This is a genomic window from Hymenobacter chitinivorans DSM 11115, from assembly GCF_002797555.1.
Taxonomy (GTDB): domain Bacteria; phylum Bacteroidota; class Bacteroidia; order Cytophagales; family Hymenobacteraceae; genus Hymenobacter; species Hymenobacter chitinivorans.
Genome location: NZ_PGFA01000003.1, coordinates 482,751 through 500,926, shown reverse-complemented (window position 1 = coordinate 500,926; position 18,176 = coordinate 482,751). Strand labels below are relative to the sequence as shown.

At 62.4% G+C, this 18,176-nt stretch carries 16 protein-coding genes; 7 read left to right on the top strand and 9 right to left on the bottom strand.

The annotated features are described in order from the left end of the window. Positions 1-139: 139 nt before the first annotated feature. On the bottom strand, positions 140-610 hold the full coding sequence (locus tag CLV45_RS19065) for a nuclear transport factor 2 family protein (RefSeq protein WP_100338063.1): 471 nt from the start codon (positions 608-610) through the stop codon (positions 140-142). A gap of 105 nt (positions 611-715) precedes the next feature. On the opposite strand from CLV45_RS19065, the gene CLV45_RS19060 reads away from it, so the two are divergent. After that, a complete protein-coding gene (locus CLV45_RS19060) occupies positions 716-2,122 on the top strand; it encodes a carbohydrate porin (RefSeq protein WP_100338062.1) in 1,407 nt (468 codons plus the stop codon). Between the two features lie 71 nt (positions 2,123-2,193). On the opposite strand, the gene CLV45_RS19055 is transcribed toward CLV45_RS19060, so the two are convergent. Continuing rightward, the gene (locus tag CLV45_RS19055) at positions 2,194-5,028 is read right to left on the bottom strand and encodes a PA14 domain-containing protein (RefSeq protein WP_170061899.1); all 2,835 of its coding nucleotides are present in this window, start codon (positions 5,026-5,028) and stop codon (positions 2,194-2,196) included. A 424-nt stretch (positions 5,029-5,452) separates the two neighbouring features. On the opposite strand from CLV45_RS19055, the gene CLV45_RS19050 reads away from it, so the two are divergent. Next, on the top strand, positions 5,453-6,451 hold the full coding sequence (locus CLV45_RS19050) for a DUF3667 domain-containing protein (protein ID WP_100338060.1): 999 nt from the start codon (positions 5,453-5,455) through the stop codon (positions 6,449-6,451). Between the two features lie 2 nt (positions 6,452-6,453). On the opposite strand, the gene CLV45_RS19045 is transcribed toward CLV45_RS19050, so the two are convergent. Next, positions 6,454-7,041, bottom strand: coding sequence for a hypothetical protein (locus tag CLV45_RS19045; RefSeq protein ID WP_211289973.1), 588 nt, complete (start codon positions 7,039-7,041; stop codon positions 6,454-6,456). Positions 7,042-7,204: 163 nt separating this feature from the next. On the opposite strand from CLV45_RS19045, the gene CLV45_RS19040 reads away from it, so the two are divergent. Continuing rightward, complete coding sequence (locus CLV45_RS19040) at positions 7,205-8,152, top strand: 3-oxoacyl-ACP synthase III family protein (protein ID WP_100338059.1); 948 nt, start codon at positions 7,205-7,207, stop codon at positions 8,150-8,152. Here the strand turns inward: CLV45_RS19040 and CLV45_RS19035 are convergent. Together CLV45_RS19035 and CLV45_RS19030 are read right to left on the bottom strand one after the other, a co-directional pair. Next, positions 8,149-10,251, bottom strand: a complete 2,103-nt coding sequence (locus CLV45_RS19035) for a matrixin family metalloprotease (protein ID WP_157807651.1) — start codon at positions 10,249-10,251, stop codon at positions 8,149-8,151. The two genes, CLV45_RS19040 and CLV45_RS19035, sit on opposite strands and share 4 nt — an antisense overlap. 113 nt (positions 10,252-10,364) lie before the next feature. Beyond that, positions 10,365-11,279 (bottom strand): DUF72 domain-containing protein, encoded by a 915-nt coding sequence (locus tag CLV45_RS19030; protein ID WP_100338057.1) that lies wholly within the window; start codon positions 11,277-11,279, stop codon positions 10,365-10,367. A 389-nt stretch (positions 11,280-11,668) separates the two neighbouring features. On the opposite strand from CLV45_RS19030, the gene CLV45_RS19025 reads away from it, so the two are divergent. From CLV45_RS19025 to CLV45_RS19010, 4 genes are all read left to right on the top strand, one after another. Further along, the gene (locus CLV45_RS19025; RefSeq protein WP_100338263.1) at positions 11,669-12,454 is read left to right on the top strand and encodes a septal ring lytic transglycosylase RlpA family protein; all 786 of its coding nucleotides are present in this window, start codon (positions 11,669-11,671) and stop codon (positions 12,452-12,454) included. A 100-nt stretch (positions 12,455-12,554) separates the two neighbouring features. Next, positions 12,555-13,148, top strand: a complete 594-nt coding sequence (locus CLV45_RS19020; protein WP_157807649.1) for an outer membrane beta-barrel protein — start codon at positions 12,555-12,557, stop codon at positions 13,146-13,148. An 86-nt stretch (positions 13,149-13,234) separates the two neighbouring features. Continuing rightward, complete coding sequence (locus CLV45_RS19015) at positions 13,235-15,673, top strand: penicillin acylase family protein (protein WP_100338055.1); 2,439 nt, start codon at positions 13,235-13,237, stop codon at positions 15,671-15,673. 52 nt (positions 15,674-15,725) lie between these two features. After that, positions 15,726-16,088 carry a hypothetical protein gene (locus CLV45_RS19010; RefSeq protein WP_157807648.1) on the top strand — a complete coding sequence of 121 codons (363 nt, stop codon included), beginning with the start codon at positions 15,726-15,728 and terminating at the stop codon, positions 16,086-16,088. Positions 16,089-16,178: 90 nt separating this feature from the next. Here the strand turns inward: CLV45_RS19010 and CLV45_RS19005 are convergent, their stop codons facing one another. From CLV45_RS19005 to CLV45_RS18990, 4 genes are all read right to left on the bottom strand, one after another. Beyond that, positions 16,179-16,436: an arsenate reductase/protein-tyrosine-phosphatase family protein gene (locus CLV45_RS19005; RefSeq protein ID WP_100338053.1), complete on the bottom strand. Its 258-nt coding sequence runs from the start codon at positions 16,434-16,436 to the stop codon at positions 16,179-16,181. 113 nt (positions 16,437-16,549) lie between these two features. Further along, positions 16,550-17,089: a GNAT family N-acetyltransferase gene (locus CLV45_RS19000; RefSeq protein WP_100338052.1), complete on the bottom strand. Its 540-nt coding sequence runs from the start codon at positions 17,087-17,089 to the stop codon at positions 16,550-16,552. 68 nt (positions 17,090-17,157) lie between these two features. After that, a complete protein-coding gene (locus tag CLV45_RS18995; RefSeq protein WP_100338051.1) occupies positions 17,158-17,748 on the bottom strand; it encodes an ArsI/CadI family heavy metal resistance metalloenzyme in 591 nt (196 codons plus the stop codon). A gap of 32 nt (positions 17,749-17,780) precedes the next feature. Continuing rightward, on the bottom strand, positions 17,781-18,131 hold the full coding sequence (locus CLV45_RS18990; RefSeq protein WP_100338050.1) for an ArsR/SmtB family transcription factor: 351 nt from the start codon (positions 18,129-18,131) through the stop codon (positions 17,781-17,783). Between the last annotated feature and the right edge of the window lie 45 nt (positions 18,132-18,176).

The following is an 18,176-nucleotide window of genomic DNA, read 5'->3' as shown; positions in this document are numbered from 1 at the left end:
TTACACCGCGAAATAAATAACATCAGCAACGATTGAGACGCAAGTATGCGTCTCTACACGCAACGGGAAGGGCCTTCTGCGAGAAGAACGTTTGTTGCTAGCAGCGGACGAATTGCCGCTCTTCGCTCGCAATAACAGGCTACACCCCACGTGAAACCTTGAACTGCTGCAATCCTTCGGCGGCCGACTTGCGCACTTTGCTTTGCAGAAAAGACGTCCAGCCCAGCAGCCAGCCGATGGGGCCCAGGGCCTGCCGACTCCAGCGCCAGAAGTTGAACTGGTCGTGGTGGGTCAGGATCTTGCCGTCCTTGAAGGTGAAGCGGGCGTTGATGTGGTTGTGCACCCGCCGCTTGGTTTGGGAAAACGAGTAGTGCGCATCCCACACGGCCCGGCCCTGCTGGTCGTCGGCCTGGATGTGGTTGTAGGTCAGCTGCATGTCTTTACCCCGCTCGATGAGCATGCGCCACATGAGCCCGATATCCGCGCCTTGCAGCGAAAAGGCGGCATCGTCGAAGGTGGCCTCGGGGTGGTAGCAGGAAGCCATGGCGGCATGGTCGCGGCGCTGGAAGCTTTGGTAGAAACGGTGCAGTAGCTCTTCGTGGGGATGCATGGCGGGATGCGCAAGGTGGAGCTTAAAGGTGAACATTTTACTTCACCTATGCTTCACCGGCGGCCCAGACTTTTGCCCGCACTTCCGGCCTTTACTCTCCTGGACATGCCTACTTTTCTCCCGCGCCGAGCCGTCCTGCTCAGCGGCGGCCTGCTTTTTACCGCCGCGCTGGCCTCGGCCCAGGTAACGCCCCCGGCGGCCAGCTCCCCGCCTACTCCGCCGCCCGCCGCCCCGGCCCAGCAGCCCATTCAGGCCACTGCCACTCCCGATTCGACCCGGACCCAGCCCTGGAGCCTGCACTTTCAGCAAACCATTATCGACCAGTGGCACTCGGGCTTCTCGGCACCTTACTCGGGCCCCTACAGCCTGCAGGAGCACGAAAGCGCCAAGTTGTCGTTGACGACCACCGCCTTTATCAGCCGGCGGCTGTGGAAGGGCGGCACCGCGGTACTGAACCCCGAAGTGGCGGGCGGCAGTGGCCTGAGTAGCGCCCGGGGCATTGCGGGCTTCACTAATGGCGAAACGTTCCGCATCGGCGACCCGGCGCCAGTATTGTACCTGGCTCGGCTGTACCTGCGCCAGGAATGGGCTCTGAAACCCGAGCTACAGCCGGTGGAGGATGACCTTAACCAACTCGGCGGCGCCCACCCCACCCACTATCTGGCCCTCACGGCCGGCAAGTTCAGCGCAGCCGACTTCTTCGACCAGAACAGCTACAGCCACGACCCGCGGACCCAGTTTCTGAACTGGAGCCTGATGAGCAACGGGGCCTGGGACTACCCGGCCAACACCCGCGGCTACACCGTAGGGGCCTTACTGGAGTACGTGACGCCCGCCTTTGCCCTGCGCGCTGCCTCCACGCTGGTGCCCCAGCAGGCCAATGGCCCCGCCCTCAACTACCACTACGGCCAGGCCCACGCCGAAACCCTGGAGCTGACCTACTCCTACCACCTGGCCCACCGCCCCGGTACCGTGCGCCTGCTGGGCTTCCGCAACGTGGCCGGCATGGGCGACTACCGCCTGGCCACCCAGCGCCCCGACCACGACATCACCCAGACCCGCCAGACGGGCCGCACCAAAACCGGCTTCGGCATCAGCGCCGAGCAGGAGCTGACCTCGGACCTGGGCCTTTTTGCCCGCCTCAGCTACAACGACGGCCGCCACGAAACCTGGGCCTTCACCGAAATTGACCGTTCGGCCAGCCTGGGCGCCGTGAGCACCGGCCGGCGCTGGCACCGCCCCACCGACCGGCTGGGCGTGGCCGTGGTAGCCAACGGAATTTCGGACGAGCACCGTGCTTACCTGGCGGCCGGCGGCTACGGCTTCATCATCGGCGACGGAAACCTGAATTACACGCCGGAGCTCATCAGTGAAGTCTACTACAGCTTTGAGCTGCCCCGCTACCACGTGTCGCTCAGCCCCGACTACCAGCTAGTGCTCAACCCCGGCTATAACCACGACCGGCCCGGCCCGGTGCAGGTGCTGGCCCTGCGCCTGCACACCGAGTTTTAGGGGCCGAAGGGTCGATACAAAAAAGCCGCTACCCGGGCGGGTAGCGGCTTTTTCTGAGGAAGTAGGAAGGCTTACTCGATAACTACTTTCTGCGTGGTTACCCCGGTAGCGGCGGTAAGACGGAGCTGGTATAAGCCCGCGGCTAGGCCGGGCACGCGCAAGTCATACTCGGCAATGGCGGCGGCGGGCAGCTGCTGGCGGTACACCACCTGGCCCTGCAGGTTGAGCAGCTCCAGCTGGGCCGGGTCGGCGGTGGTTTGCTGTACCCGTACGGAAAAGGCGCCGTGGTTGGGGTTCGGGAACACCGCCGCCGTCAGGGTCGTGGGCTTGCTCACCCGCACCACCACTACGGGCGAAACCGATTCTTTGCCGTCCTTGTCAATCTGGCGGAGGCGGTAGTAGCTCAGGCCGGGCAGCGGGGCCCGGTCGGTGAGGTGGTAGCGCTGGGTTTGACTGCTGTTGCCCACGGCCGGGCGACTGTCCACGGGCTCAAAAATGACTCCGTTGCGGGAGCGTTCCACCAGGTACTTCAGGCTGTTGACTTCCTGGGCCGTGGCCCAATCAATAACCACGGAGTTGGCCGCGGCCGTGGCCTCGAAGCGCACCAGTTGCACGGGCAAAGGCTGACCAGTAGTGCCGGTGCAAGTAGCGCTGCCGGGCACTACCTGCCGGGCAATACTGGGTCCTTCGTACTCGAATACCAACCGGTTGGCGCCCGTATCTTCCCCGAACAGCAGTACAAAGTCGTGCAAGCCCGCCTCCAGCGGCAACGTCACGGAAGCGGTGGTAGGTCCGTGCCGGCCGCCGTTGTTGATGGCAGCCTGGTACACCCGCGGCGGCGACACCCGGGCGGCATTGTCCAGCCACAAGTAGGAAGCATCGTCGGAAGTGAGGTAGAACGTGTAACTGCCAGCCGTGGGCAGGGAAATACTGCCGCGGTACCGGGCGCTGTAGTGGTCAGGGTCGAGCAGGGTATTGTCGGCCGGCGGCAGCACGTTGCCCCAGCCGTCGTCGGCGCCGTAGTTCAGCCCGGGCTCCAGGCGCGTGATGAGCGGGGTATTATTTTCGAAGAAAGCCGGGTTATCATCAAAATAGCCCGCGTAGTATTCCCCGTACAGGCCAGCCGTGGGTGGGCTGCCATTCGGAGCACTCACCGAGCAGCCGGCGGGTGGTGGCGGCGCTACCGTGAAAACAAAGGCATCCTGAAAGGTAACGCTGCCCGCGGCGTTGGTCACGGCCACGTCTACGCTGTAAGTGCCCAGCGGCACGGTAGTATCCACGGCGAGGCGGCCGTTGTCGATATCAATGCTGATACCGGCGGGCAGGGCTGCGGCATTGGCCACGACGAAGGCTACGATGGCGCTTGGTGAAGCCAGATTTGGCAGCGGCGAGGCGCCGGTAGTGCCGGCCACCTGGGCCGCCATATGCGGTGAGTAGGTCAGATTGGAAGCCACGGGCCGCAGTGGCTGCACACCTGAGCACAGCGCCCCGGTGGGCACCACCTGCCGCGCCAGGCCGGGGCCTTCGTACTCCAGTACCAGGCTGCTGCCGCCGGTAGCTTCGCCGTATAGAATACGCACGTTGTGCAGGCCCGCGGCCATATACACATTGGCGGCCTGGGTAACGGGGGCGTGCAAGCCCCCGTTATCAATGGTCACGTTGGCCAGGCTGAGCGGGGTGCCCAGTGCGGCATTGTCCAGCCACAGGTAGGAGGCATCGTCGGAAGTAAGGTAGAACGTGTAGAAGCCCGGGGTGGCAATGCGCAGGCTGCCCCGCAGCTGGGCGCTGAACTCGTCGGGGTCGGCGGGGGTACCGGAGGCCGCCACCCCGGTCAGGTTGCCAAAGCTGCCGTCGGTTTCAAAATTGACCAGGGGCTCAATGCGGGTCAGGCCGGGGGTGGTGCTAAAAAAGCTCAGCGCATTGTTGAAGTAACCGGCGTAATACTCGGCGTACAGGCCGGAGGTGCCACTGTTGCCGGCCGGGTCGTAGCCGCTGCAGCCCGGCGGCGTGCCCGCAATTACCTCCACGGTCAGCACATCATCGAACGTACTGGTCCCATTGGCATTAGTTGCGGCCACGCTCAGACTGTAGGTGCCCAAGGGCGTATTGGGCGCCATGGAAATAACGCCGGTGGTGGGGTGAATGCTAATACCCGCCGCCACCGGACCCACCAGGGCATAAGCCGTTACTGCCGCGCCCCCATCCGTCACCGTGGGTGCCGCCGACGACCGAATGCTGCCCACAAAGGCCTGCAGAGTGGCCGGAAAATACGTTAGCGCCTGGGGGGGCCGGGCCGACTGGACCGTCGTGCAAAACAGCGTGGCGGGCACTACCTGCCGGGCAATGCCGGGCCCTTCGAACTCCAGCACCACAATATTGTCGCCGGTGGCCTCGCCGTAGTGCAGCAGCAGGCTGTGGACCCCGGCCGTGAGCGTCACGGTGCGGGACACCTCCTCCAGGGCATGGTAGCCGCCGTTGTCGATGGTGGCCGCGGCCGGGTCGGCGGGCAAGGCCACGGCGGCCTCGTCTAGCCACAGGTAGGAGGCATCGTCGGAAGAAAGGTAGAACGTGTACTGCCCCGTAGCCGGAATAAGGATGCTCCCGCGCAGCCGCAGGCTGAAGTAGTCCGGGTCGTCGACGGGGCCCGTGGCCACGCTGGTCAGGTCGCCAAAGCTCAGGTTGTCGGCGAAGTTGATTTGCGCGTCGACCCGGGTGAGCAGGGGCGGCCGGGTGTTGGTGGTAAAGAAGTCCGGGGCATCGTTAAAGAAGCCTGGGTAGTACTCGGCGTACAGGCCCGGGGCCGCGGGCTGCCCGGCGGGGTCACTGCCCGAGCAGCCCCCCGATTGAGCCCTGACCGCAAAGCTCAGCAACAAGCTTAACAGCAGCACAATACCGAAGCGAAGCAAGCGGACAGCAGAAATGAGAGTAAGCAACAATTTCATACTTTAGCTTTACATAGTACAACAAAAGAGCTACTTACCAAAGCTAAGCATTTTATAAATATTTGCAAGTTTTTAATTTTTAATTGGATTAAATAGTTTATAACTCCGTGATTCTATGGGCGCTGTTAGCTTGCTTCACCCGCCTACTGCTCCCGTTGGTCTACTTCTCTGGCTTTCTGAATACTTACTACTTGATTATCATATATATAAACCTGCTATTATTGCAATACCTTCTTACCCCAACACCTGGCCCGGCCTTATCCAAAAAAGGCGGCCGACGAATAACCGCTGATTTTTACCGGACTTACCGCGGAGCTGGGCTATTCCGAAACCGCGCTGTTTATTTGTGAAGACCTTACGGCTACCGGTTGCGTGGCCCTATTTCCTTATGGCCCACTCCCACGCTAAGCTTTCTGCCTGCGCCAACTGCAGCTACTCCTTCCCGGCCGAGCAGCCCGATGAGTTCTGCCCCCGTTGCGGGCAGCAGAATCAGGAAGTCAGCCTTTCCCTGGGCCACGTCACGGAAGAGTTTCTGGAAGGCATCTTTCACTTCGACAGTAAGGTATTTCGCACCGCCAAGCTGCTGCTCTTCAAGCCCGGGGAGCTGACCAAGCGCTTTTTGGCCGGCCACCGCATGCCCTACGTGCCGCCCATCCGGCTCTACATCTTTATCAGCTTCGTCTTTTTCTTTCTGCTGTCGATGAGTATCGGCCACAGCTCCAGCCGCCCGTCCAAGGAGCTTATGCAAAACAACCGGCTGCGGGCCGCGGCCGACTCGGCCCGCCAGAGTTCTAGCGGCCCGGCCAACATCATTGTTTTCGATAAGTACGATGACCGCATCGGCCTGAACGGGATGGATTTCAGGCAGGCCGAACTCATCAGCCTGAGTGAGAATCCTACCTCGGCCCGCATCGACTCCGCCATTCGCAGCCGGAAGCTAGAGCCCACGTTCATGCGCCGGCTGATGCTGCGTCAGACGGTGCGTACGTTGGATATGTCGCCGGATGAAATGACGCGGAAGTGGCTAAAAAACCTGCCCCTGCTCATGTTCGTCCTCATGCCGCTTTTTGCCCTACTCCTCAAGGGCTTGTACCGGCGGCAGCGGCAGTACTACCTCTCCCACCTGATTTTTTCGATTCACTTCCACTGCTTTGTGTTCGTGCTGTTCATTCTCAATCTGGGGGTGGGCCTCTTCACCAGCAGTGATTCAATGGACCTGCTGCTGATGCTACTGCCGGCCGTGTATTTCTTCCTGGCCCTGCGCAACAACTTTGGGCAGTCGGTGGGCAAAACCCTGGCCAAGGTGCTGCTGATGATGACCAGCTACGGCGTGGTACTGTTCACCGGCATGGTGTTGTCGGTGCTGGTGAGCGTGCTGCTGCTGTAGGTTTAGAAGTCGAACAGGCCGCGCCGCTCGGTGGTTTTCTCCTTCTTTTTGGGCTTATCCTTTTTGTCGGACTTGTCTTTGCCGCCGCCCAGAATACCGTCGAACAAGCCGGTTTTCTTTTCCTTCACAAACACGTAGCGCACCGAAAACGCCGTCGGGAACCGGGCCCAGTCGGCCGAGTTGAACTCCACGCTGGGTTTGAAGTCGAAGGACAGCACCACCGGGACAAAGGCTACTTTGTACTCGGCTCCCACGATGCCGTCGAAGCCGCCGAAGGCGCCGTCGTCCTTGTGGTTGCCCAGGTGGCCGCCGGCCCCGAGGTAGTAGTTGAGGCTGGGCCCCAGAATACCGAAGTGGCGCTCGGCCAGCACCGTGCCCGAAACCTCGCGGGTGCCCACGATGCCCAGCCCTTCCAGAGTTACCTTGTCCAGAATTTTCTGCTGCACCGTCACGCCGTAGCTACCGGCGCCCAGCCGCAGGCCCGCGGCCGTCCGGTATTTCTGGGCCTGGGCCGTGGGAGTGAGCAACATACACGCGGCGGCCAGCGCAGCGCCGCTGAGGCAGCGCGGAAAGGTGGAAGGAAATGTCATAATCTTTATGGGAAGTACTACCAACTCCGGTCGGTCATTGAGCGTTTGAACGTCCGGAGGCTGCTCAAAGTACGCGCCAACCGGGCAAAAAGTCCATTTTTCACCGGGCGCGGCGTACCTTGCCACCTCTTTCACCTGTTCTCCTACGTTTCTTTTTCCACCCGTGTACATTCATCAAGTGGCGGCCTACCTGCCGGCCCAAGTTATTACCAACGAGCATTTCACGCGGCTAAACGGCCTGTCGCACGAGTGGATTATTGAACGGACGGGAATTCGGGAACGGCGCAAGGCGGCCGTGGGCGAAAACACCAATACCATGGCCGTGGAGGCCACCGAGCGGGTGCTGGCCGACGCCCCGTTGTTTCCCGCCGCCGCCGTCGACCTGATTGTGGGGGCCACCTACACGCCCCACGACACGATTTATACCCTGGCCCACGCCGTGCAGCGCGCCATCGGCGTGACGGATATTCCGGTGGTCAGCATTTCGTCGGCCTGTTCGTCGCTGCTCAACGCCATTGAAATTGTGGAGGGCTATTTTGCCATGGGCAAGGCTAGCCGGGCGCTGGTGGTGGTGTCGGAGCACAATACGGCCTACAACAACGAGCAGGACACCGTGGCCGGCCACCTCTGGGGCGACGGGGCCGCGGCTCTGCTTATCAGCAAGGAGCGCCTCTCCCCCTCCGACTTGCTCGTGCGGGACCTGATTACGGCCGGGGCCGGGGGCATTGGTAAAGCCGACGAGGCCGTGACCCTGACGCCGGTGGCCAAGGGCATCATTATGCCCTACGGCAAAGACGTGTTTATCCACGCCTGCCAGTATATGGCCCGGGTTACCCAGCAAATTCTGGAGCGCAACCACCTGACCACCGACGAGTTGAACTGGCTGATTCCGCACCAGGCCAACCTGCGCATCACCCGCAACGTGCTCCAGACCCTGGGCTTGCCCGAGGAGCGGGCCGTTTCCAACATCGACCGGCTGGGCAACACGGGCTGCGCCGGCGCCGCCATTGCCTTGTCCGAGCAGCTGGAGCAGATTCAGGCCGGGGAGCGGGTGGTAGTAACCGTATTCGGCGGCGGCTACTCCTACGGGGCCATGCTGCTGGAGCGCTAGTTGATTTTGACGAAGTTGGTCGTGCCCGAGTTACCGTTGGAGTCGCGCCAACGCAGCACGTACCAGCCCGGGTGCAGGCTAGCCACGCTGATGGATGTCACGTTGGTGCCCGCCCGGCTGCTGATACCCTGGGGCTGGTAGCGCCGCCCCACTGCGTCGTAGATAAACAAAGATAAAATACCCTCGGCGGTGCCCGTAAACAGGAACTGCAGCTGCGTGCCCGTCACGGGATTGGGGAAAATCTGCAGGGCGGAGCGGCTCCCGGAGCCATCCTGCACCAAGCGAGGGGCCACGTTGTCGAGGCTGCCGTCGGGGCGGCGCACCCGCAGGCGGTAGTAGCTCAGGCCCGGCAGCGGCTGGGCATCGACCACGCGGTAGCTGTTATTGGCCGCCCCAGCCGCCACGGTAGCCACGGGTTGCCAGGCCGTGGTATCGGCGGCGCGCTCCACTACAAAGCTGCTCACTAGGCACTCGGCCCGCGTGGTCCAGGTTACTTCCGTGCCTGAGCCACTCACAAACGTGGCCGCTACTTTGGTCAGCGGAGCCGGCAGCATGGGCGAAGGGCCACAGCCGGCCGTCGGGAAGCTGCGGGTGCGCAGCACCAACTGGGCCCCGGTCTTATCATTAGCCGTCAACGTCCGGTTGGAGCGGCCCCGGCTTACGCCGAAATACATAACGGCCGTGTTGGTAATGACGTGGCCCAGCTGCTGGGCGTGCCCCAGCTCGTGCAGCACCACCGTTTCGAAGTCGAACTGCTGGGTGGTAGGCAGGGCCGGCCCGAACTGCCAGGCCACGCCGTCGTCGAACTGCATGTCGATTTCACTGACCTGAAAGCTGATACTACCATTGCTACCGATGCACCCTTTGTAGTAGCTCGTGGTGCGGCCCAGTACACTGGCCGGCAGCTCACTGCCGTTATCAAAGCCCACCGAGTTTTCCCCGTCGGTACCCGTGGTGGTCGTGGTGCGCACGGCCCCCACCGTCCAGTTGATGCCGGTTTGGCAGCGCCAGCCCGTTTCCAACGCCCGGCTGAAGGCGGCGGCAGCGGGCTGGTTGGCCGCAAAACCCGGCTCAAACCGAAACGTGTAGCCGCCTTCCCCATTCTGGTTGATGTGGTTGGGCCGCACAATGGTAGCGGCCCCCTGCACCTGCACGTTGGTTGCGGCATAGGGCACAATGACCGAAGCGCCGCTGGTGGCCTGCAGACTAGCCCCCGTAGTGACCCGCACCGGACCCGAGCCGGCCGGACTACCCGTGGGGCTATACGAAGGCACTCGCACCCGAATCTGGGTGTCGGTCCAGCTGAGGTAGTCGGAGGGCTGGGCCTGCACCAGGGAGGCGCCCCCATCGTCGGCGTTGCGAAACTCGACCCGGCCCGTGCCCTGGGTGGCTCCGAAGCCCGAACCGCTGATGGTCAGAACACCTTCCACGCCGGCCGGTACCACCGTGGGGCTGAGCGTGCTGACAACCGGCGCCTGGCCTTTGGCGGCTACCACGGGCTGAGTGCGGCGCTGCTGGGCCTGCTGCAGCGCCTCGTTGGGCTGTATCACCCGGCGGGGCTGGCCCAGGCTGGCGGCCAGCTCGTCGTAAAAACCAGCCCCGATAAGCGGGTAGTGGCGAAATGGCTCCGCGGCCGACGCATCGGTGAGCTGGTAGCGGATAAACCCTTGCTCACTGGCGTAGGGCGTCCAGGAGGCCGGGACGGTAGTGGCAAAGCCGGCCGATGTCAGGAAAAATACGCCCTGGTCACCGGGCTGCAGCTGCAGGGTGTTGGTCAGGCGCTGCTCGTCCAGGGCTACCCGGCCGCCCTCAGTAACGATGGTGAGCTGAGCGGGGGCCGTGCCTTTGAGCACGCTGAACACCCGCAGCTGGTGGGCTGTGTAAATGCGCTGGTGCCGGGTATCCCAGAAGCCCCGGGCATCCAGCACTTCGGCCTCCACGACCAGCGCCGCCCGCCGGGCCCGCTCGGCCGGCGCTACGGGTACCAGCAGGCAGTGCCCATCCGGTTCCTGAACTTGGGCCCGGCCCGGGGTAGCGGGCAAGCACGACAACACCAGCAAACCGGCGGCAAACCGGCGAAGAGTACTCCAAAGCTTCATAAACCAACGGTAAGGCAGCAGAACAGACGGCGTAGCCCAAGGTACGTTAATTCACGAAGTCCGGGTAGTGGCTCACCCTGGGAATCTGGTCCGCCCCCGGGGCTGGCAGTCATTTAGAACAAGCTGCCCTGCACCGGCTGCGGAATAATCTGCGGGGGCGCTATTGCCAGGCCAGTCAGGGCGTGCAGCTTCTCGATGAAAAACTGCGCCCAGAGCGGGGAGTGCATGATGTCTTTCTGGTGAATAAAGAAATACACCGTCTGCAGCCCGGCCTGCAGCCAGCCCGCAATCCGCTCGGCCCAGGCCGTGGCCCGCTCGTAGTCCGAGCCAATCAGGCCGTGGCCGTTGAAGCGGATAAAGGCCGTGGGCGTGGTCAGGCGCTGGTGCAGCACGTCGCGGCGGCCGGCTACGTCGGTCAAGACCAGGGTTTTGCCCAGGGCTTCGAGCATGGCAAACACCGAGTCGCGCACGGTGGTATTGGTGTACCAGGCCGGGTGGCGCAGCTCCACGGCCAGGGGCACGTAGTCAGGGAAGTCGAGCAGGTAGCGCTCCAGCCGGGGCAGGTGCTCGGGGCCAAACGTGGGCGGCAGCTGCAAAAAGGCCAGGCCCAGCCGCTCCTCCAGGCCGCTGATAGAGCGGCAAAAGGTCGTCGTCAGCTCGTCGGCGTTGTACAGCTCCCGGTCGTGGCTGATGCTCTGCGGAATTTTGGGGCAGAAGCGGAAGCTACTGGGCACCGCGTCGCGCCACTTGCGCACGGTGGGCGCGTCCGGAATCCGGTAATGGGTCGTGTTCAGCTCGATGCTGTTGAACTGCCGGGCGTAGTGGTGCAGGTAATCGGCGTCCTTGATTCCGGCCGGAAAATACGAGCCCAGCCAGGCCTTATTCGTCCAGATCGGACACCCTATATATATACGGGGCGCGACCGGGCCGGCCGCCTGGGCCCGGGCCAGCACGGCCGCCGTTTCGGGGTGGTCGGGCGGGAGGCGAAAATCAACGTAGCGCAGGTCGGAAAGACGGCCAAAATCCATGGGGCAAAGTACGGCAAAACCACCCAGCCGGACGCCTTACACCCTTAGCAAAATTCCGGGACTTTTACAACCCCGCTTCGAAGATAGCTCGGCCGTGAATGCCAAAATTTTTTTACCCCCGCATACTCTTATTTCTAACGCCGTTCGCCAAGCCTCTATTAATAGTGCAAAATCCGCCTTAATGAAACACAATCGGCTATTTTCCAAGTTTGAGAACAATTAATTAAATGCAAATTTTGTCAAAAAAAGACAATTTCACGCGTAGCAGCTTGACTAACGGCGTTGGAATCAGCTAGGTGGTTTGGAATCCTCTTCTAGATTTGTTCTGCTCACCAACCAGCAAACGAATGAAGTTGACACCGACACGACTGCATGTTTCCGGCTTGATGATGGCCTTGCTTTTTGCATTGTTCACGGCCCTCCCTCAAGCAGCCCGGGCTACGCGTTTCGAAGAAGAAAAACCGGCCTCGGCCTCGGCTTCCCGCGCCGTTGTGCTGCGCGGCCGGGCTTCGTGGTACGGCCGCGAGCATCAGGGCCACCGGACCAGCAACGGCGAACGGTTTGACCGCTTTAAGTATACCTGCGCTCATAAAACCCTGCCCTTCGGCACTAAGCTCCGCGTAACGAACCCCTCCAACGGCAAATCCGTGGTAGTGCGCGTTTCGGACCGCGGCCCGTTCCGCCACCAGCGGATTCTGGATTTATCGGAAGTAGCGGCCCGCCCCCTGGATATCGTGCGCCGCGGCGCCGTATCGGTCGTGGCCGAAGTAGTACCCAGCGACACGCCCCTGGGCCCGACCGACGCTCCCGCAAACCTGGCCGCTTTGGCCACCGACTCGGCCGTAACCACCCTGGCCGCCGTCACGACGCTGACGGACGTAATAGCCGGTGCTACCGAAGCCACCGACGTAGTGGTGGTTCCGGCCCCGATTCCCACCTTCGTGGTGCAGGCCGGCACCTTCGGCGACCCGCGCAACGCCCAGAACGTGCAGGCCAAGATTCAGGCCCTGGACGAGAAGCTGACCGTGACCATTGCCGAAAGCACCCAGAATGGCAAGCCCTACAACCGCGTTATTGTGGGCCAGTTTACCGACAAGGCCGAGGCCGAAGCCCTCAAGCTCCGCCTCAAGGAGCTGGGCATTGCGGGCCTGGTCCGGCAAGCCGAGAATTTGTAGCTCCGCAGGTATTTCTTCCGGAAACAGTAAAAAGGCCACTTCATGTGGCCTTTTTTGTTTTGCTTCGCCCCCAATTACACCTGTTCATCCTTTCTTTTTCATGAAAAAACTATTTGTTACCGGGGCATTGCTAGTAACCGCAACCAGCGCATTTGCCCAAACCGAGAAGGGCAGCCTGATGATAGGCTCTAATATTTCCGAGCTGCAGTATGCTTCCTCCAAGGGCGAGTCGAAGGAATTTGGCGTGGTCCTGACTCCCAACGTGGGCGTGTTCGTTGTCGACCGGCTGGCCCTGGGCGCGGAGCTTACGCTGGCCTATACTTCCACCAAGCTTCCCTCGTTTGGTACCACCTACAAAACCAGCGCCTTTACCTACGGCGTGGCGCCTTTTGCCCGCTATTACGTGGCCGATGGGCCGAAGCACAAGTTTTTTGGGCAGGCGCAATACGGCATTCTGGGCTACCGCATCAAGTATCCGGATGGGGGCCCGGCTCCGGTGGTCAAAGACTCCTACGGGCAGCTCGGGCTGAGCGTGGGCTACAACTACTTTATTTCCCCGAACGTGGCCCTGGAAGTAGCCCCTTATTACCGGCACGCCAACACGGATCTGGAGGCCGATACCCGCGCCAACCAGTGGGGCCTGGCCGTGGGCTTCCAGATTTTCTTCCCGAAAACGGCCGCCGCCGCGCAATAATCGTTTTTAACTAGTAATTATACTGGCCGTGCGGAGTTTTCCGGCGGCCAGTTTTTATTTTTAGCTACGCCCTGCCCACCCGGCTCATGAAGTGGATTAAAGCTCTCTTAGCTACTGCTCTTTCCCTGGCCCTGACCTGGGTGCTCAATACCAAACAGGGTGATATTCCACCTTTCGGCAAGTTTCTGAGCCCGTTTCAGGGCTTTTGGCGCAATGCCGAACCCGCCAACGGCTTTCCCGTGGCCCAAACCCTGACCCTGCCCGGCCTGCAGCAGCCAGTGCAGGTGCGCTTCGACGACAAGCACGTACCCCACATCTTCGCCCAGAACGACCACGACCTGTACTTTGCCCAGGGCTACCTCACGGCCCAGGACCGGCTCTGGCAGATGGACTTCGTGACCCACGTGGCGGCCGGGCGGCTGTCGGAAATCGTGGGGCCGGCCCGGCTTGAAACCGACCGGTTTTTTCGGCGCATGGGCCTCAAGTTCGGGGCCGAGAAGTCGACGGCAGCCATGCTGGCCGACCCCACGACCCGCACCGTGCTGACCTCTTACTCCGACGGCATCAACGCCTACATCCAGAGCCTGAGCCCGCGCGACTACCCCTTCGAGTACAAGCTGCTCGATTACGCGCCTGAGCCCTGGGAGCCAATAAAAAGCTCGCTGCTGCTCAAGTACATGGCCTTCGACCTGAGTGGCCGCTCCGACGACTTGCGCCTGTCCAACGCCCTGGGCAAATACGGCCCGGCAGTGGTCCAGGACCTGTTTCCGGACTACCCGCAGCGCGAAGACCCGATTGTACCCGTAGGCACGCCGCTCGATTTTAAGCCCCTGCCCGCCCCGCCCACGCCGCCTTCGTTTACGGCGGCCATGTCGAACAAAGTAGCTCAAAACGAACCCGACCCGGAGCTGGGGTCCAACAACTTCGCCGTGGACGGGAAAAAGTCGGCTTCGGGCTTCCCGATTCTGGCCAACGACCCGCACTTGCAGCTCAATTTGCCCAGCATCTGGTACCAGGTGCAGCTCTCGGCCCCGGGCGTGAACGTGTACGGCGTCACGATTCCGGGCGCCCCCACGGTTATTATCGGCTTCAACGACCAGGTGGCCTGGGGTGTGACCAACGTGGCGGCCGACGTGCTGGACTTCTACCAGCTCAAGTTTAAGGATGCTTCCCAGCGCGAGTACTGGCACGACGGGCACTGGAAACCGGTGCGCCGGGTGGTAGAGCACATTGTGGTGCGCGGGCAGCCCGACCGTTACGACACGGTGCTCTACACCCACCACGGCCCCATCGTGTACGACAAGGACGAGAAGCCCTTCATGACCCAGACGCCCACCCGCCACGCCATGCGCTGGACGGCCCACGACGCCGATAATGAGGTGCTGGCGTTTTATAAGCTGAACCGGGCCCGGAACTACCAGGACTACACCGCGGCCCTGAGCACCTACGGCTCCCCGGCCCAGAACTTCATCTTTGCCAGCAGCCAGAACGATATTGCCATCTGGCCCAACGGCCGGTTTCCGCTGAAGTGGCGCAACCAGGGCAAGTTCATCCTCGACGGTACCGACCCGGCCTACGACTGGCAGGGCTGGATTCCGCAGCAGCAGAACCCCCACGTGAAAAACCCGGCCCGGGGCTTCGTGAGCTCCGCCAACCAGTTTTCGGCCGGCCCCGACTACCCGTATTACCTCAACTGGCAGTACGGCAGCTACGAGCGGGGCCACCGCATCAACGAGCGGCTGGCCCGCATGACGCGCGTGACGCCCGACAGCCTGCGCCTGCTCCAGACCGATAACCTCAACCTCAACGCCCAGCTCATGCTGCCCCGAATGCTGAGCCTGGTGCAAGGGCAACCGCTGCCCGCTGCCCAGCAGAAAGTGTACGACGAGCTCAGCCGCTGGAACTACTTCTACGAGGCCGACGCCATTGGGCCCAGCATCTTTGAGCTCTGGTACAGCAACCTAGTGAAGCGCCTCTGGGATGATGATTTCGGTCTGCAGGCTACCGGCCTGGAAATGCGCGCCCCCAGCCGGGACCGGACCAACACCCTGCTACTGCAGGAGCCCACTTCCCGCTGGATTGACGACCGGCGCACCCCGGCCAAGGAAACCCTCGAAACCCTGGCCCGGCTGTCGTTGCAGTTTGCCACCGACTCGCTCACCCGCAAGTTTGGCGCCCTGGGCCCGGAGTGGCGCTGGGCCCACCAGAAAAGCACCGACATTCTGCACCTGGCCCAGCTGCCCGGCTTCGGCCGCCTGGATTTGAATGTGGGCGGCGGGGCTGGCATCGTCAATGCCACTTCCGAGCGGAACGGGCCGTCCTGGCGCATGGTTGTGGCGCTGGGCCCGCAGGTGAAGGCCTACGGCGTGTACCCCGGTGGGCAGTCGGGCAACCCCGGCTCGGCTTACTACGAGAACCTGATTGACACCTGGAGCGCCGGGCAGCTCACGGAGCTGGTTTTTCTGCGCAGCCCCGACGAAAAGCACCCCCGCGTGCAGGCCGCCTGGACGCTGCAGCAGAAATAACGCAGAACCCCTATCTTACCCTCGTTATTTAACCCTTTAACCATTACCCGTTATGCGTTTATTTCTAGTAATCTTCGTCTTGTGCGCCGTAGCGCAGTATTTCCTGCCCTGGTGGATTGTTACGCCCCTGGCCTTTGCCGCGGCTTTCGGGCTACCGACCTCCGGCGGCCGGGCCTTTATGGCGGGCTTCAACGGGGTAGGTATGGGCTGGTTTATGCTGGCCGTGTGGTTCAACGTCAAAAATGAGGGCCTGCTGGCCTCCCGCGTGGCCCAACTCCTTCCGCTCGGCGGCAGCAGCTGGGCCGTGGTTATTCTGGCGGCCGTGCTCAGCGGCCTGGTAGGCGGCCTGGCCGCTCTGGCCGGCTCCTGGACGCGCCAAGCCCTAGCTCCCCCGCCCGTCGCCCCGGCCCGCTAGCCGCCCGCAGGCCCCCACACAGAAGCGCCACTGCCCAAACCGGACAGTGGCGCTTCTGTGTGGGGGCCTTACTGCCCCTTAAAAACGCGGCTATGGCTTAACCGACGGGAAATAACGCGCGGTAAAAGCGTGGGCGTACTCGTTTACCAGGTTGCTGGTATGGTGGGCAATATCGACGCCGTCCTGCTGCATTACGGCAATAGCCTTCGGATTCACCCCGTGGGTTTCGATGCCGGCACTGTACACGGCGACTTGCTCGGCTAAGAGCCGGCTTAAGTATCCGTGCAACAGCTGACTACGGCAGGAATTGCCGGTGCCCAGCACCAACACGTTTGGCTTGTGGGACATACGAAGTAGCGAAAAATGACCGTCGGGGCCTGCAAAGCAGTGGTGGGTACGCCGGGTCGTTTAGTGTTAGCTTAGGAAAGGAAGGCGTAGCTGAGCGGCGGGGCCCGGCCGGCTTACCCTTCCGCGGCGGCCGGCCGCTCGGTGGTAGCCGGTAGCGGCGGCTCGGCCCCGACCACCGTGCTGCGGCGTTCCAGCAGCAGCGTGTCGCGCCAGAGGCCGTGGAGCTGCCCGATTCGCTCCCGGCGCCCCACCTGCCGAAAGCCGTGGGCCTCGTGCAACCGCACGCTGGCGGTGTTTTCGGGGAAAATGCCCGCCTGCAGAGTCCACATACCCTGCTTTTCTGACTCGGTAATCAGGGCCGCCAGCAGCTGCCGGCCCACGCCCAGGCCCCGGGCGGCAGTGGCCACGTACACGCTGACCTCCCCCACGCCTCCGTACACGCAGCGGCCCGAAACCGGCGACAGCGCCACCCAGCCCAGCACCTGCCCCGCCTCATCGAGAGCCACGAGGCGGCTGTGCGCCAAGTGGCCCTGGTCCCACTCCTCCCAGGCCGGGGCCGTGGTTTGAAAAGTAGCATTGCCGGTAGCGAGGCCTTGCTCATAAATAGTCCGCACCTGTTCCCAGTGGGCGGCGGCAAGAGGAAGAAGTTTCATACTGCAGACGATAATACATGATAAGACAAGCCCCACGCCGGGGCGGCCACGCGCGTGGAGCCGGCAAGTTAGCAGCAGGCCGGATCCAGGGCCAGCGTAGCGGGAGTACCGCAGCCGCAGCCCGGCTCGGCAGCCGGAGCAGTGGCGGCTATGGGAAAGGCCATAGCCTCGGCGGGAGCAAAGTGCAGCTCGGCGGGCACCTTGGCCGGTGGCGCAATGCAGCACTGCGAGGCGCTGGCCTGCTGGTACTCGTCCTGGTAGCGTGGGTCGTTAAATTCGGCGTCTTCGTGAAAGTAGTACACCTCCCACTCCACCCCGTCGGGGTCGTTTACCCAAAACTTGTCTTGCTTGGCGTAGCAGCAGCTGGTACCAATTTCTTCGCGCTGCACTAGCCCCGCCGCCCGCGCCACGGTCAGGCGCTCATCGAGCTCGGCCACGGTTTCTACCTGAAAGCCCAGGTGCCCAAAGTGACTGGCAACGCGCTGGGCATTTTCGACAAAGGAGATGATGAGCGAGGGTCGGTCCAGCACGTATTTGGCGTAACCCGGCCGGATTTTGGTGGCCGGCTGGCCAAAGAAGGTATTGTAGAAGTTGACCGTGGCCGTCAGGTCGGCCACATACAGCGAAACGTGCATCCGGGGGAAAACAGAGGCTGCCATACGAGTAGGGGTAAAAGGTGGGAAAATGAGAATCAGCAGGCGCAGGCGGTATCGGGCGCGCAGGGCGACGGGGCCGTGGCTTCCTGGAAAAAGGTCATAAACTGCTGCTGCACTTGCCGCAGCAGAGTCGTATTCAGGCAGTAGCACACCGTTAGGCCGTCGATTTCGCCCCGAATCATGTCCAGGGCTTTGAGCTCCTGCAGGTGCTGGGTCACGGTGGTGCGCGACAAGGGCAGCTCGGCGGCAATGTCGCCGGAAATGCAAGTGGTTTTGCTGGCCAGCAGCTGAATAATAGCCACCCGGGCCGGGTGGGCCAGGGCTTTGGCTACCCGGGCCAGCTGCTGCTGCTCGGTCGTAAAGGCGGCGGTTTTGGCGTGTGTCATAAGAAAAGCAGTGAACTATGTCGTAAACATACGACATTCTATGAC